A 15,606-nucleotide genomic window follows, 5' to 3' on the forward strand; every position below is an offset into this window, starting at 1 on the left:
TCTTTTTTAGAAGAATCTAGGAGACTTGTCGTATCCTTTGTTTAAACCGAATAAATCTATATCGAACAATACCATGATCTCATGAGTACCGTCGTTGTAGTTTCCAAAATTCGTAGTAGTATAGTCGTAAGCATATCCTATACGAAGTTGAGGAGTGATCTTAAAGTTCACTAATCCTGTAACAGATTCGTCGAATCTATATCCAAGACCAGCTTCTAAGCGATTGTATAAAAGAACATTTGCAGTAACGTCTACCGATAACGGAGAGTTTTTTACACCTCTGGCCATAAATGCAGGTTTTAACTTTACATTTTGGCTAAGATCAAATACATATCCCCCAGTTACATAGTAATGAATTTCTTCTTCACCAATTCCTTTAATCCCCTGAGAATTTTCAAGGTAAGTAGAGGTGAACAAGTTAGGAGCAGAAACACCTAAATAATAGTTGTCACTAAACCAGAAGGCACCAACACCAAATACAGGAAATGCTTCACTGTAATTTTCGAAAGCTGGATCGATTGGGTTAGGAAGCACGATACCGTTTGTGTTAGAATCGAAAGTGGTAACCCCTGCTTTTGCACCAAGAGATAATTTGCTTTTTTCGCTTAATGGTAAAACATAGGCAAAATCTGCAGTGATATTATTTTCTTTAATCCAATCTCCTACTTCATCGTGAACCACGGTTAAACCAAGTTCTATTCGCTCACTAATAGGAGTGTGGGCGAAGAAGTTGGCGGTGCGAGGTGCACCGTCAACATTTACCCATTGAGCTCTATAGATACCTCCAAGATTTAATATCCCTGGATCATCTGTCGCATACGCAGGATTCACTACGCTCATGTTGTACATGTATTGTGTGAACACTGGATCTTGTTGAGACATACCTTTTACAGAGAAAAGGATAATGCCTATAAATATTAGATATTTTGTGATTGTATTTTTCATTTCTTTCTAGTGTTTATCCTAATTATCTGCTTAAGTATACTTTTCCTTGTCTAGCAGGAGTTGCCCCGTCATTAAACTCAATCACGTAGAAGTATACTCCCACAGGTAGAATATCATCTCCAAGAGAAGATTCGGTCGGAGTACCATCCCAGTTTGGAGTACTCGCATTTCCTTTATACACCATGTTACCCCACCTGTTATAGATCTCTATCTTGTAATTTGGATATTCATCTTCCAGATATTTGATATCAAAAGTGTCATTAATATTATCTCCGTTTGGAGAAATACCCTCCTGGAATACCAATGCACACTCCGTAAAGTTTACAGTGTATGGTAATCTAATAGCACTTTCACATCCTGTAGCACTGTTATAATTACTAGCATAATATGTCATTCCATCTACTAACTTTGCACTTTCACTTATTGCGCTTCCGCCTTCTGCAGCATCATACCAAGTGATATCTCCACCACTTGTGATTCCTGCAGTAAGATATGCTACTGTTCTTTCGTCATACTCACAGATTTGGAATTCACTAGCATCGATAGTTGGAGTCCCTGGGTCATTCACTGTTACATTAATTGCAACAGTAGCAGATTCACATCCTGCAGCATTAGTTTGAGTAGCATAGTAAGTTCCTGTAGCTAGAACATCTGTAGCGTCCAACATGTTAGCTGGATCGGCATTTGCAGTTGAATAGAATGTTATGTTATTACCAGTAATGTTTAGCTCAGCTAAAGTATTGCCTTCAACAGCACAAAATACAGCGTCTGTTGCTGAAGGAGCACTAGGAATTTCATTTACAGTAATTGTTAAACTTGAAGAATCTGTCCCACAGTTGTTGGTTACTGTATAAGTGAATTCATATACACCCACAGTACTAATATCAAAGTTAGTATCTGTTAAGTCAGTTCCACCCATTGAGAAGGTACCATTGTCGTCTGCTCCGATCAAGAATGTTTTTAAATCTATTGTAGTGTTCGCTACACAAACATTTTCAGAAGCATCTGTACCTGCATTAGCATTAGCATTCACAGTAATTGTGAAGGTAGCAGTATCTGAAGTACCCGCTGTAACACAAGTGTCATCTTCATCTAAGGTATAAATTACGGTATACGTGTCAGCAACAGTTGCCATGAACATACCATTATTGGTCACACCATCACCAGAGAATTCACCAGAAGTGATAGCATCATCGCTTAAGTATGTAAATAAGTCAACACTTTCTCCAACACATAGAGCGAATGCATTGTCGTCACCAGCTTCAGCTTCAGATGGCTCATTTACTGTGATCGTAAAGGTAGCAGAATCTGAAGTTCCTGGAGTAACACAATAGTCTTGATCATCAACTGAATAAGTTACCGTGTAAGTTCCCGCAGTTGCAGCAGTGAAAGAAGTTCCGGAAACACCTTCTCCAGTAAATTCTCCCGAATCATTAGCATCAGCACTTATAAATTCGGTAAGGTCGATATTTTCATTAACACAAGCTGTAATTTCAGCATCTTCACCTGCATTAGCATCGGCAGGATTGTTTACTGTGATCGTAAAGGTAGCAGAATCTGAAGTACCTGCATTCACGCAAGTATCATTTTCGTCTACGGTATACGTTACGGTATACGTTCCAGCAGCAGTTCCCATGAACATACCATTTGTAACCATGTCGCCTGTGAATTCACCAGAAGTGCTTGCATCATCAGACAGATATGTAGCAAGATCTATATTTTCATTAAGACAAGCTGTAATTTCAGCATCTTCACCTGCATTAGCATCGGCAGGATTGTTTACTGTGATCGTGAAGGTAGCAGAATCTGAAGTTCCTGAAGTAACACAGTTATCTTGATCATCTACTATATAAGTTACCGTATAAGTTCCAGCAGTGGTAGCAGTGAAAGAAGTTCCAGTCACGCCGTTACCAGTAAATTCTCCCGAATCATTAGCATCAGCACTTAAATAAGAAAGAAGATCAATAGTTTCATTTGTACAGGCATCTAAAGCCATATCATCTCCTGCGTTGGCATTAGTAGGAGCGTTTACAGTGATGGTAAAGGTAGCCGAATCTGAAGTACCTGCATTTACACATGTATCGTTTTCATCTACCGTATAAGTTACCGTATACGTTCCAGCTGTAGTAGCGGTGAAAGAAGTTCCAGTCACACCGTCACCAGTGAACTCACCAGAAGTGATAGCATCGTCAGAAAGATAGGCAGTAAGGTCAATGGTCTCATTAACACAAGCATCAAAAGCCATATCATCTCCAGCATTTGCATCAGCAGGAGCATTTACAGTGATCGTAAATGTAGCGGAGTCAGAAGTTCCTGTCGTTACACAACTATTATTGGCATTAACAGTGAAAGTTACGATGTATGTTCCTGCTGTAGTAGCAGAAAAAGAAGTTCCTGTCACACCATCACCAGAGAATTCACCGGTTAATAATGCATCATCGCTTAGATAATCAGTAAGCTCTAAAGTTTCAGTAGTACATGAAGTGATGTTCATATCGTCACCAGCTTCAGGTGTTACTGCAGGTGTTATAGTTACCTCAAATTGGGTAGCATCTGAAACACAAGAACCATTAGTTGCTGCAGCGTAGTATGTTCCGGTTACTAAAGCAGTTGTAGGATCAAGTGCCGTAGTTAAAGAAGCATCATCATAAACCTCTACAGCTGCGGCAGTTCCTAAGTCTGCAACAGTAGCATTTTCAGTTTCACAAAACTCTTGATCTGTGATTACTGGGGCGTCTGGTTGCTCAGAAATAGTTACTTCGAATTCTGTTGAAACAGAAGTACAAGGGCCACTGGTAGCAACAGCGTAATATGTTCCAGTTGCTAAAGTAGTTGTAGGATCAAGTGCCGTAGTTAAAGAAGCATCATCATAAATCTCTACATCAGCGGCAGTTCCTAGGTCTGCTACAGTCGCGTTGTCAGTTTCACAAAATTCCTGATCAGCAACAGTAGGAGCATCAGGTTGATCTGTAAGTGTAATTGTAAAAGTAGCTTCATCTGTAGTACACTCGTCTTCTACCGTATAAGTCACAGTGTATGTTCCAGCTGTATAGTTTGAAGGATCAAATTGACCATTAAGATCTGTCCCTTCTAAAGTAAATGTACCATCAGTATCAGCGTCTCCAGAAAGAAGTGTTGATAAATCAAGAACTGCATCATTAGAACATACATCGGCAGAAGAGTCATCACCAGCATTTACCGGTGCTATCACTGTCACCGTTACCTCTAGTCTATCTTCACTTTCTGTTGGAGGAAGTGCAGAACCCACATTGTTTATGATTTGAGTAGCATAATAGGTTTCTCCATCAACTAACTCCACATCATCATCTAAGTTTGGATTAGATGTTGCTGTGCTGTACCAACGAATTGCCTGAGTATTATCACTAGTCCCTTGGGCAACCAAATCAGCAACAGTCGCTCCTGAACAGAAGGTTTGCGCTGCGTCTCCGGTAGGAGCTACCGCAACGATAGGATCATAACGCATTGCCAATCTTTCAGATGGACAACCTGCATTATCGATTCCAACAAAATAAGAGTTTTCAGCGATCAGTTCGGTGTTTCCGTTTAAAGGAGTTTCTCCATATTGTTCAGAAAAAACAACAAGTGTTGCTCCTGGATTGTCTTCTTGTAGCGTAGCAATTAAATCATCTACGTCGTAAGAATCTGCAGAAGAACCTAACGCAGGAGAAAAAGTAGTTCCGTACCCGCTAACTGGAGCTGGAGAAGTATTTACAGTAGCTGTTACTGAAATTCTGGTAGTACAAGATCCGTCAGCATTTCCAACATAATAAACGCCATTGTCTTCCAATAATTCGTTGGTAGGAATAGGTGTTGTAGATGTTTCTGTCCTGTAAAAGGTAGTTCCGTCAGTACTTATTTCTCCTACGGTTTGTAGGTAGCAAAAAGTCTGATTAGAAGGTGTGTTCGCCGCAGTAGGACAACCAGTTTGTCCGTACATCGATAAACCACCCATAAATAGTACAAAGGACAGAAGGAACAACTTAGTCCCCCTAATCCTCAAAGTAAAATTTTGCATAGGCTAGGTGTTAAATTCGAATAATAAATAATAAAGTTAAATTGTTTATAGCACAAATATTAAAATAATTTTTAATATCTGCGTTGTAAAATCGTTGCTATTTGCTATTTATTAGTATTTTTCCCCTAATAATGCGGATTGTGTTAAAATCTTGCTCAAGGAAATCTTAAAAAAAGTATTCAATTTCTTAAAAAAATTAACGTTTGGACGTAAAAACCCTGTTTTTTCTACTGCTATTTGGCAAGAGTTTTTCTCTTTTTTCTCAGGAAAAATTAGAAACGGTAAAAGAATTATTGAATGAGAATAAATTTCATCTTGCTCAGGATATTTTAAAAGAAAATTTTATTGATTCCGAAGTTGGGAGGCTCTATCTGGGTGATATCAATAGCCATTTAAAACAATGGGATAATGCGATAGGATATTATGAAGGATTGGTAGAGTTAAAACCCAATTGCGCACTTTATAATTTTAAATTAGGCGGAGCTCTTGGGATGAAAGCAATGAGTATAAGTAAATTTCAGGCCGCTTTTCTAATTTCCGACATTAAAAAATATTTAGAAAAAGCTGTGGCTTTAGATCCCAATCATGTAGAAAGTCACAGAGCTTTGTCGCAACTATATCTTGAATTGCCTTCTATGTTGGGCGGGAGCTTGGAGAAATCTTTAGCGCATGGGAAAAAATTAGAAGGTTTAAGTATGTTGGATTATCGCATCGCTATGGCTTTTATTTATGCCTATAAAGATAGTAGTGAAATAGCGGGCAATCTTGTAAAGAAGGCTATACAGGAATCACAGCAAAAACCATCTTTGATTATTAGGAATTATCTTTATTTTGAATTAGCTCAGGAAGCTGTACGTTTTCAGGTTGCCTCTTCAGAAGTTGATGCGTTAATGGCAAAGTTTGTAAAAGGATTTAATTATCTGGACCTTAAAACACCCGCCGAGGCATATCTTAAATTAGCACAGCTTTCAGAAAAACGAGGCAATAAGGCAGCCGCCAAAAAATATATCACAAAATCTTTAGAATATGATGCTAAAGCCGAAATTGCTTTAGAACTTCAGGAAGATATTCAGGATATGTAAAGCATAACTTCACTTTTAATAAAGCAATAATTACATTTGCTGAAAATTGATATAATGAACATTCATTTTATAGCTATTGGCGGAAGCGCAATGCATGCTTTAGCGATAGCACTACATAAAAAAGGTTTTAAAATTTCGGGTAGCGATGATGCTATTTTTGAGCCTTCAAAAACTGCCCTTAAAAATTGTGGGATTTTACCATCTCAGTTTGGATGGTTTCCAGATAAGATTACGAATGATCTTGATGCTGTAATTCTGGGAATGCACGCCAGAAAAGATAATCCCGAATTACTAAAAGCTCAGGAATTAGGTATAAAGATATATTCCTACCCAGAATTTATCTTTGAGCAATCCAAAACCAAAACCCGAGTAGTTATTGGTGGTTCGCATGGAAAAACAACTATTACCAGTATGATCTTGCATGTTATGCATTATCATGATCGCGATGTCGATTATATGGTCGGTGCACAATTAGAAGGATTAGAAAATACTATTCAGCTTAATGATGATAATGATTTTATCGTTATTGAAGGGGATGAGTATTTGTCTTCTCCGATAGATCGCCGACCAAAATTTCATCTTTATGAACCTAATATCGCCTTGCTTAGTGGTATTGCCTGGGATCATATTAATGTATTTCCTACGTTCGAGAATTATGTTGAGCAGTTTAGCATTTTTGTGAATAAAATTGTGAACGGTGGTATCTTAGTGTATAATGAAGAGGATGCCGAATTAAAAACGATGGTTGAAAATAGTACAAACCCTATTCGAAAACATGCTTATCATACTCCCGAATATTATATTGAAGATGGCGAGACGATTTTAGTGACTCCTGAAGGAGATATGCCATTAGAAATTTTTGGAAAACATAATCTTAGCAATCTTGCAGGTGCCAAATGGGTTTGCCAGCACATGGGAGTAGATGAAGAAGATTTCTATGAAGCTATAGCTACCTTTAAAGGTGCATCAAAAAGACTTCAGAAAATTAAAGAATCTGGTGATTTTATTGCTTTTAAAGATTTTGCCCATAGCCCTTCTAAAGTGAAAGCCAGCGTAAAGGCAGTGAAGGAACAATTTCAGGATAAAAAAGTAATCGCCTGCTTAGAACTTCACACCTTTAGTAGTTTAAATGAAAATTTTATTACTGAATATAAAAATTCACTGAATGTAGCAGATAAAGCTATCGTATTTTATTCAGCGGAAGCTGTCGCACATAAAAATCTAAAATCTATTTCTTCTGAAGTTATAACATCTACTTTTGGACGAGATGATCTAAAAATTATAACTGAAACTTCAGATTTAGAAAATCATCTTAAAACATCGAATTTCGATAATTCAGTTTTACTTTTTATGAGTAGCGGGAATTATGGTGGTATTGATTTAGAGCGATTTGTTAGTGATTTATAAAAATGGTTAAAATCTTTATTGCTTTTATAATCTGTTGTATTTTAATGCTATGGAAGAGCAATCACAAGGTTTTAGTATTAAAAAGTGGGCGATCGATGATAGGCCCCGTGAGAAATTACTTAAAAAGGGGAAACTTACTTTAAGTGATTCTGAATTAATAGCTATTTTAATAGGTTCTGGTAACCGCAAAGAAACCGCAGTAGAACTTAGTAAGCGAATTTTGGCATCTACCCAAAATAACCTTAGCGAATTAGGAAAACTTTCTGTTGGCCAGCTTTGTAAATTTAAAGGAATTGGGGAAGCCAAAGCAATTACTATCATTGCGGCTTTAGAACTTGGTCGAAGAAGACGGTTGGAAAGTGCCTTAGAAAAAATCAAAATCACCTCTAGTAGATCTGTTTTTGAATTGATGCAGCCTTTAATTGGGGAATTACCACATGAGGAATTTTGGATTATCTATTTAAATAATTCCAATAAGGTGATCGATAAACTTCAACTTAGTAAAGGCGGGATTACCGGAACATTAGTTGATGTAAGGCTTACGATGAAAAAGGCTTTAGAATTGGGGGCAGTTTCTTTGATTCTGGCGCATAATCATCCTTCTGGGGCGTTAAAACCCAGTATGGCTGATAAGAATTTAACTCAAAAATTAAAGACAGCTTCAGAAAGTCTGGATATAAAAGTGCTGGATCACATAATTGTAACCGAAATGTCCTATTTTAGCTTTGCAGACGAAGCGATCTTATAAAATTACCCTAAATGCTACTGGTCTACACCCAAAAAGTTACTCCAAGAATCATCTATATCTTTAAGCATATCTGTACAAATATGCTTGGTATTCAGATAAAATTCACTTCTAAAATAGAAGAGTTTGTAGCACATGACGGATTTAAAATGTCTTACGGAAAACAAGCTTTGGGGAATGAATTTTTTATTCAGAATACCGATATTTTATTAGAACATGGTTTTGGGGAATTAGACATTAAGGTACAACCATGGGGCAGTACGGTTTGTTTCTTTCCGGTAAGCGAAAATAGTGATTTGCCTTTCGATATTTTTGCTGCATCTTTTTATTTACTTACCCGCTACGAAGAATATCTACCACATGTGAAAGATGAAGCAGGGAGGTTTCCGGTTTCAGAAAGTCTTGCCTACAAAGAAAGTTTTTTAAAAACTCCGGTTGTAGATATCTGGGCACAAAAGTTTAAACAGGTTTTAAAGCAAAAGTTTCCAGAAATGGAATTTAAAAATGTCCAATTTCAGGTAGAAAGTATTTTCGCGGTATCACATGGTTTTGTGTTTAACAATAAAGGGATAATTAGAAGTGTGGTTGGTTGGGGTAACGACCTTATTAAACTGCATTTTCATCGGTTCTTTGATCGTGTAAAATCCTGGATGAAAATAAAAAAAGATCCTTTTGATGTTTTTGATGATTTGGTTTTTCTTATAAAAAATCATTCGCTTTCAACGATTTTCATGTTTAAAGTATCAGATTTTACTTTGTACGATAGGAATATAAATTATAACAGGATTCCGTATCGTGCCAACATAAAATATGTTTCAGATTATGCGAAAATTGGACTATTACTAGGGCATTATTCTTCACAAACTTTAAAAATACTTAAGAAGGAAAAATTTCGTTTAGAAGATATAATTCATTATCCCTTAGCCAATGTTTTAAATGCCAGTTATGATTTGGGGATTCCAGAGCATTTTAATACGCTGGCAGAATTAGAATTCGAGAACGATTACTCTATGGGGTATCCAGATGATTTGGGATTTAGGGCAGGAACCTGTTCTTCGTATTTATTTTATGATATCAATTTAGAAATTACCAGTCCGCTTCATATTCATCCTTACATCTTTAATTCTAATGTGGGGAGAAAATATGCTTCCGAAGAATTGAAAAAGGAAATTGCTAAAATTCATGAAAGGGTTAAAAGTGTTGGAGGAACTTTTAGGGCGATTTTTAAGAACGAAGATTTTTCTGAATACTATAATAAAAACAGATATTACTCATTATTAAAGCAAATTCATGAAATTGAATAACATAGAGCATGTTTTTTTTGATTTGGATCACACGCTGTGGGATTTTGATAAAAACTCGGCTCTTACTTTCGAATATATTTTTAAACTGAATCAAATAGATGTAGAGCTTTCCCGGTTTTTAGAAGTGTATGTTCCTATAAATTATGAGTATTGGGAGAATTATCGCAAAAACCTGGTGTCTAAAGAAAAATTACGCTACGGCAGGTTAAAAGATTCTTTTTTGGCGCTTTCTTACCGGGTGGAAGATGGGATGATCAATAAATTATCGAATGATTATATTCTCTATCTTTCAGAATATAATAACCTTTTAGAAGGTGGAGTAGAGGCATTAATTTATCTTTCTAAGAAATATAAACTTCATATTATTACTAATGGTTTTGAAGAAGTTCAGCATAAAAAATTAAAAAATTCTAATATCCTGAATTATTTTGATACGGTTACAACCTCTGAAGAAGCCGGCGTAAAAAAGCCACATCCCGATATTTTTGATATTTCGCTAAAAAAAGCAAATGCAATACCTCAAAAATCGGTAATGATTGGCGATAATTATGAAGCCGATATTGTAGGGGCAGCCGATTTTGGTTTGCAAACGATTTATTTTGATTATTACAATAAGTCGGCATACAATAATGTTATAGGCTTAAACAATTTAAAAAATATTAATCTGTATCTATAGAATACGCTAAATACAAGCGATATTTGTTATTTTTAGGCAGATTTTAAAATTATAATTATGAAAAAACTATCCGTTTTATTCGCAATATTATTTACGGCAATCACTTATGGACAAAAAACCGTGAACGATTATAAATATGTGATTATTCCTGAAAAGTATGAATTCTCTAAAGAGAAAAATCAATATCAGCTTAATGCGCTAACCAAATTTTTATTAGAAAAATATGGGTTCACCACAGTAATGAAAAGCGCTGAAAAGCCAGCAGAACTGCAATCTAATAATTGCCTGGCGTTAGAAGCCGATGTTCAGAATAATTCGGGACTATTTGTAACCAAAATGGTATTACAGCTAAAAGACTGCTACGGCAATGTTGTGTATGCTTCAGACGAGGGAAGAAGTAGGGAAAAAGACTATAAGACGGCCTATCATGAAGCTTTAAGGGATGCGTTTACTTCTTTAGAAGATTTAAATTATTCGTATAACGAAGATCCTATAGTTGCTGAAACTCCAAAAAAAGAACCTAAAGTGATTGCTAGTACTACTACCCAAGTTTCTAATGCAGAAGAAGAGGAAGTTGAAGCGGTGGAAGAAAATGAAATGGATGTGGAAGATGCTACTATAGCTACAACTGAGGGTAAATTTTATACCAATGATAATGCGGTATATTTTTTAAAAGAAAACGAAGCAGGTTATGGTTTTTATCAAAAAGGAATGGCCGAGCCTTTTGCAATGCTTATAGCTTCTGATGGGTCAGATAATTTTATCTATAACTCGTTAACAAAGCAGGGAATGGCTTATTTTGCTGATAATGGCGATCTTATTATAGAGATTTTTGATCGCCAAACCAGTAAAACAGTTAAAACTACATATAAACTTCAGCATTAGTAATTGTACTTACCAGACCAACGCTTCCGAAGAAATTCGCGTTGAGAGTTTTCTCGGGCATTGTTTCCCGGTTCGTATAAGATGGTATTTCTAATCTCATCAGGTAAAAAATCTGCCTTTACAAAATTGCCTTCGTAATTATGTGCGTATTTATAATTTTCGCCGTAACCAAGATCTTTCATCAATTTTGTAGGGGCATTTCTTATCTCTAGGGGTACCGGTAAATTCCCTGTCTTTTTGACCAAGCTTAAGGCTTTTCCAATAGCCTGATAAGCTGCATTGCTTTTGGGAGAAGTTGCTAGATAGGTGGCACATTGGCTTAAGATAATCCTGGCTTCGGGATAACCAATGGTGTTAACGGCCTGAAAGGTGTTGTTGGCAATAACCAGAGCAGTGGGATTAGCGTTGCCAATATCTTCACTGGCTAAAATAAGCATTCTCCTTGCGATAAATTTCACATCTTCACCGCCTTCGATCATTCGGGCTAACCAATAAACCGCTCCGTTAGGATCGCTGCCACGAATAGATTTTATGAACGCTGAAATGATATCATAATGCTGTTCCCCGGTTTTATCGTAAAGCACAGTGTTTTGTTGTACTTTTTCAAAAACCAGATCATTCCTAATTTCAGTGCCTTCGTCGCTGGAGTTTACGAGTAATTCGAAAATGTTTAGCAATTTTCGGGCATCACCACCACTAAGTCTTAAAATAGCTTCGGTTTCCTTTAATATGATATTTTTAGAAGCAATTATCTTATCCTCCTTCATTGCCCTGTTAAGCAATGCGATTAGATCGTCTTTAGAAAATGGCTTTAAAACATACACCTGGCATCTGGAAAGCAAAGCGGAAATGACTTCGAAACTTGGATTTTCGGTAGTGGCACCAATCAAAGTCACCCAACCTTTTTCAACGGCACCTAAAAGCGAATCTTGCTGTGATTTGCTAAAGCGATGGATCTCATCGATAAAAAGAATCGGACTTTTTGTCGTAAATAAGCCGTCACTTCTTTTTGCTTTGTCAATAACTTCCCTAACATCTTTTACACCACTACTAATGGCGCTTAATGTAAAAAACGGGCGATCTGATTCGTTAGCAATAATATTGGCTAGAGTTGTTTTGCCAACCCCGGGAGGTCCCCAAAAAATCATCGAAGGGATAATGCCTCTCTCGATTTGTTGGCGTAAAGCACCCTTTTGACCAATAAGGTGCGTCTGACTTAAATATTGGTCTAATGTCTTTGGTCGTAGTCTCTCTGCTAATGGCTCGTTCATTTTGCAAATGTAAAAATTAGAATGACAAAATCTCTGCTAAGTAATATTGGTTATTTTTTTGTAGTATTATTTTAAAAATAATAATGGTGAGGCGAAAACAAGATTTTGATTTTACTCCTGGTGTTGTGGGATATCCTATGCTTTTTATTCTTGCCATCTGGATTGTTTTTTGGATAGAAGTTCGATTTGGGGCAAATTTTAATCATTTAGGGATTTTCCCCAGAAAGCTTAGTGGCTTGTTAGGTATTGTTTTTTCACCTTTTATTCATAGCGGAATAAAACATTTATTCAATAATACTATACCGCTTTTTGTGCTTTCCATGGCACTTTTTTATTTCTATAAAAGTATTAGCTGGAAGGTTTTAGGATATGGTTTTTTATTCACTGGCTTTATTACCTGGTTAATAGCAAGACCTGCTTATCATATAGGAGCCAGTGGAATTATTTATTTACTGGCTTCGTTTTTATTCTTTAAAGGAATATTTTCTAAGCATTATCGACTGGTTGCCCTTTCGCTTATCGTTGTTTTTCTATATGGTGGATTATTATGGTATGTTACACCAATTGATCCTGAAATTTCCTGGGAGGGACATCTTTCAGGTTTGCTTGTAGGCTTGTTATTTGCATTTGTCTTCAAAAAGAATATTGCTAAAGCACCCAAATATGCCTGGGAACGTCCTGATTATAATGCAGAGGATGATGAGTTTATGCGCCATTTTGATGAACATGGTAATTTTATCCAAAAATTACCCGATGAAATTGAAGAAGATGAAGAAATAGATAAAATTGAGATCAATTATATCTATAAAAGGGCAGAGGATAAGGAAGATTAAATATGCTGTCGAAACACTTCATATAAAAAATTCCCGCAAGCTACAGATACATTTAAGGATGCTATCTCGCCATACATTGGTAGTCGAGCCTTCTGATCGATAGTCCCTTTATATTTGCATTTATAAAAAGAAAGGAAGAGTATTTTAACTCTCCCTTTACCTCTATTACTTTGAAGTAGATGTAATTACAATGATAAATAATATTCTACTACAGGAACCATATCGGCAGGCGATTCAATATCAATATTATTATCTTCAATATATTTTTCTATTTTATCTTTTTTATCCTTGTATACTTTAATGACAGATTTTTCTTTGAGTTTTACTTCTTCGTACTTCTTATTTTTATTTAAAATGTAATATTTTGTATCCATGTCATACTCGCCAGTTTTAGTATTATTTTGGCTACTTGTCCATCCATTTGCATTAGGATCATCGAATTCTTTTTTATATTCAATTATAACCGCTTTAGATGGTGGGGATGCCAACTGGTAATATCTTTGGTCATCCTTGGTCTTATCAAATTCATTGCCTTCAATTTTGGCAAAAATAACATCACCTTCTTCAGATTTAATTATGAATCCTACAAATTGTGAATCTAACATTTTAAGTGTTTGTCCTGATCCTGCATCTTTATAAACTAAGGAATTGCCATATGCATCATAGTTTATTTTTTGCGGTGTTGTCATCTCTCCATTTTCATAAACACCGTAACCTACTTTAAATTCTTTCATTAAAAACGGAGTGGAGTTTCTATTGCTTCTCATTACTTTTACTCCATCGGCAAGGTTAGAAGATCCAAGACTTGTTTGAGCATTTACAAGAGAGGAAAGTGAGAATATAAGTATAGCGCTAACTACAAAATTTTTGATTTTTTTCATGATTTAGAGATTAGTGATGATTATTTTCTAAAATAAAAAAAACCCACCTAACTAGGTGGGTTTTAATTGTTAAATAAATGATGATTATTTAAAAATCCAAAGTTTAGTATTCAATAAATCTGGACCTTGTGCTTCTAAAGCATCATTATAATTTTGTTCATTTACTGCTCCTGCTGTCGCGGGATATCCATCTCTGTCTGGAATATCTGTTGCGTTACTCAATAAATCCTGGGGAGCAGTTAGTTCTTTTTCGTAGCCAGCAGCTAACATTCTTCTCCATTCCGCCCAAGAGTCGTATCCCTGTAAGTAAAGAGCAACCCATTTTTCATATCCTATAGACTCTAAACCTACATAAGGATTGGCAGCTATATAAGCTGTTGCGTCAGAATCCGATACTCCCCATTGGTCCATAGAAGCAGTTATTGCATCTTCATATAGGCTAGAAGCATCTTCAGAAGTCCAACCTAGTGCTGCGGCCTCAGCTCTTGCAAATAGGATCTCAGCATATGTAAACATATATAATGGAGCTTTAGTATTATTGATTACATTCTGGGTAATAAAGGAATAACTGTCGGTATCAGAATTAGATTGACCGTATGGCGCTCCAACGAAGGTACCACTGTTTAATGCAGGCTCTGCCATTTCAGCAAGTCTAGGATCCTCAGGAGTAGCTGAACTTCCAGATCCAATTAGGGCATTTACAAAAACATCACTAACTAAATAATCTCTACGAAAACTAGGTGCATAAAACCTGTCTTCCCAAGGGTTATCATTGTTTTCATCTTCTAGGTATGGGTAAAAAAAGTTTTCGCTATTAGAAGTTATTACATTTCCAAGAGCTTCGTTGAATTTAGTTTTTCCCAAAGTAGGATCTGCCTCAGAAAGTCTTAAGGCCATAACCATTTTAAGAGTTTGTCCAAATTGTTCCCATCTAGCCATATCTCCTCCGAACAAATAATCTCCATTTGGGCCAATACCAGATTCAATCATTCCTAAAGCAGAATCAAGTTCTGAAAAGAGACCATTGTAGATTTCTTCCTGAGAGTCATAAGCAGGAAATTGATTGTCCAATCCACCTAAGGCTTGCGTGTAAGGAAGTCTACCCCAGCGGTTAGTCATTCCTTGAAAAATGTAAACTCTTAAGATGGTAGCTACTGCTATTTGATTTGCATTTGATGCGTCACTTGCAGAAACTTCATCTTTAGTTTCTTCGTTTGTATTAAGTGCAATTATTCTTTTTAGGTCTGTTAAAGTAGTGTACCAATATTCATATGACCAGTTTAATGTTTGATATCTAGATTCTTCATCATACTGTCCGTTTGATAAATATTGAACATATAGATTTGGTGTTGTAGTTCCCAAATAATTTGATACTGCACCTTCTACATTTGATAGTAAAATACTTGGAGAAGCACTTGTTGGTTCATTTGGGTTTTCATTCAATGATCCAAATTCTGCTGTTTCGCAGGCAGTAAGAGACATGACTGCTGCTGAAAGCATAACTATCGATTTTTTTATTCTTGTTTTCATGCTTTTAATTT

12 protein-coding genes and 1 pseudogene are annotated in these 15,606 nt (G+C 36.2%); 7 read left to right on the plus strand and 6 right to left on the minus strand.

The annotated features are described in order from the left end of the window. Nucleotides 1-6 precede the first annotated feature (6 nt). On the minus strand, nucleotides 7-945 hold the full coding sequence (locus L1967_RS08430; RefSeq protein WP_249601234.1) for a PorP/SprF family type IX secretion system membrane protein: 939 nt from the start codon (nucleotides 943-945) through the stop codon (nucleotides 7-9). A 22-nt stretch (nucleotides 946-967) separates the two neighbouring features. Continuing rightward, on the minus strand, nucleotides 968-4,981 hold the full coding sequence (locus tag L1967_RS08435) for a T9SS type B sorting domain-containing protein (protein ID WP_249601235.1): 4,014 nt from the start codon (nucleotides 4,979-4,981) through the stop codon (nucleotides 968-970). Nucleotides 4,982-5,184: 203 nt separating this feature from the next. On the opposite strand from L1967_RS08435, the gene L1967_RS08440 reads away from it, so the two are divergent. From L1967_RS08440 to L1967_RS08465, 6 genes are read left to right on the plus strand one after another with little or no spacing between them, the layout of a single operon-like run. Beyond that, on the plus strand, nucleotides 5,185-6,063 hold the full coding sequence (locus tag L1967_RS08440) for a tetratricopeptide repeat protein (protein ID WP_249601236.1): 879 nt from the start codon (nucleotides 5,185-5,187) through the stop codon (nucleotides 6,061-6,063). A 54-nt stretch (nucleotides 6,064-6,117) separates the two neighbouring features. Then, on the plus strand, nucleotides 6,118-7,470 hold the full coding sequence (locus tag L1967_RS08445; protein ID WP_249601237.1) for a UDP-N-acetylmuramate--L-alanine ligase: 1,353 nt from the start codon (nucleotides 6,118-6,120) through the stop codon (nucleotides 7,468-7,470). A gap of 49 nt (nucleotides 7,471-7,519) precedes the next feature. Continuing rightward, nucleotides 7,520-8,218, plus strand: a complete 699-nt coding sequence (radC, locus tag L1967_RS08450; protein ID WP_249601238.1) for a RadC family protein — start codon at nucleotides 7,520-7,522, stop codon at nucleotides 8,216-8,218. Between the two features lie 11 nt (nucleotides 8,219-8,229). Further along, nucleotides 8,230-9,519 (plus strand): polysaccharide deacetylase family protein, encoded by a 1,290-nt coding sequence (locus L1967_RS08455; protein ID WP_249601239.1) that lies wholly within the window; start codon nucleotides 8,230-8,232, stop codon nucleotides 9,517-9,519. Then, a complete protein-coding gene (locus tag L1967_RS08460) occupies nucleotides 9,506-10,195 on the plus strand; it encodes a YjjG family noncanonical pyrimidine nucleotidase (RefSeq protein WP_249601240.1) in 690 nt (229 codons plus the stop codon). The genes L1967_RS08455 and L1967_RS08460 overlap by 14 nt, the downstream gene beginning before the upstream one ends. A gap of 57 nt (nucleotides 10,196-10,252) precedes the next feature. Beyond that, on the plus strand, nucleotides 10,253-11,080 hold the full coding sequence (locus L1967_RS08465) for a hypothetical protein (protein ID WP_249601241.1): 828 nt from the start codon (nucleotides 10,253-10,255) through the stop codon (nucleotides 11,078-11,080). Here the strand turns inward: L1967_RS08465 and L1967_RS08470 are convergent. Then, the gene (locus L1967_RS08470; RefSeq protein ID WP_249601242.1) at nucleotides 11,077-12,351 is read right to left on the minus strand and encodes a replication-associated recombination protein A; all 1,275 of its coding nucleotides are present in this window, start codon (nucleotides 12,349-12,351) and stop codon (nucleotides 11,077-11,079) included. The genes L1967_RS08465 and L1967_RS08470 overlap by 4 nt on opposite strands. A gap of 86 nt (nucleotides 12,352-12,437) precedes the next feature. Here L1967_RS08470 and L1967_RS08475 point away from each other — a divergent pair, with 86 nt between their 5' ends. Then, complete coding sequence (locus L1967_RS08475) at nucleotides 12,438-13,184, plus strand: rhomboid family intramembrane serine protease (protein WP_249601347.1); 747 nt, start codon at nucleotides 12,438-12,440, stop codon at nucleotides 13,182-13,184. On the opposite strand, the pseudogene L1967_RS08480 reads toward L1967_RS08475, so the two are convergent. The 3 genes and pseudogenes from L1967_RS08480 to L1967_RS08490 all read right to left on the minus strand — a co-directional run. Beyond that, nucleotides 13,181-13,285 (minus strand): annotated as a pseudogene (locus tag L1967_RS08480) (23S rRNA (guanosine(2251)-2'-O)-methyltransferase RlmB); the annotation flags it as partial. The gene L1967_RS08475 and the pseudogene L1967_RS08480 sit on opposite strands and share 4 nt — an antisense overlap. Nucleotides 13,286-13,369: 84 nt before the next feature. After that, nucleotides 13,370-14,065 carry a hypothetical protein gene (locus L1967_RS08485; RefSeq protein ID WP_249601243.1) on the minus strand — a complete coding sequence of 232 codons (696 nt, stop codon included), beginning with the start codon at nucleotides 14,063-14,065 and terminating at the stop codon, nucleotides 13,370-13,372. Nucleotides 14,066-14,149: 84 nt separating this feature from the next. Continuing rightward, entirely contained in the window at nucleotides 14,150-15,595 is a 1,446-nt protein-coding gene (locus tag L1967_RS08490) for a SusD/RagB family nutrient-binding outer membrane lipoprotein (RefSeq protein WP_249601244.1), read from the minus strand. Nucleotides 15,596-15,606: the final 11 nt, after the last annotated feature.

Origin of the sequence: Zunongwangia pacifica (assembly GCF_023499215.1) — a bacterium.
Classification (GTDB): domain Bacteria; phylum Bacteroidota; class Bacteroidia; order Flavobacteriales; family Flavobacteriaceae; genus Zunongwangia; species Zunongwangia pacifica.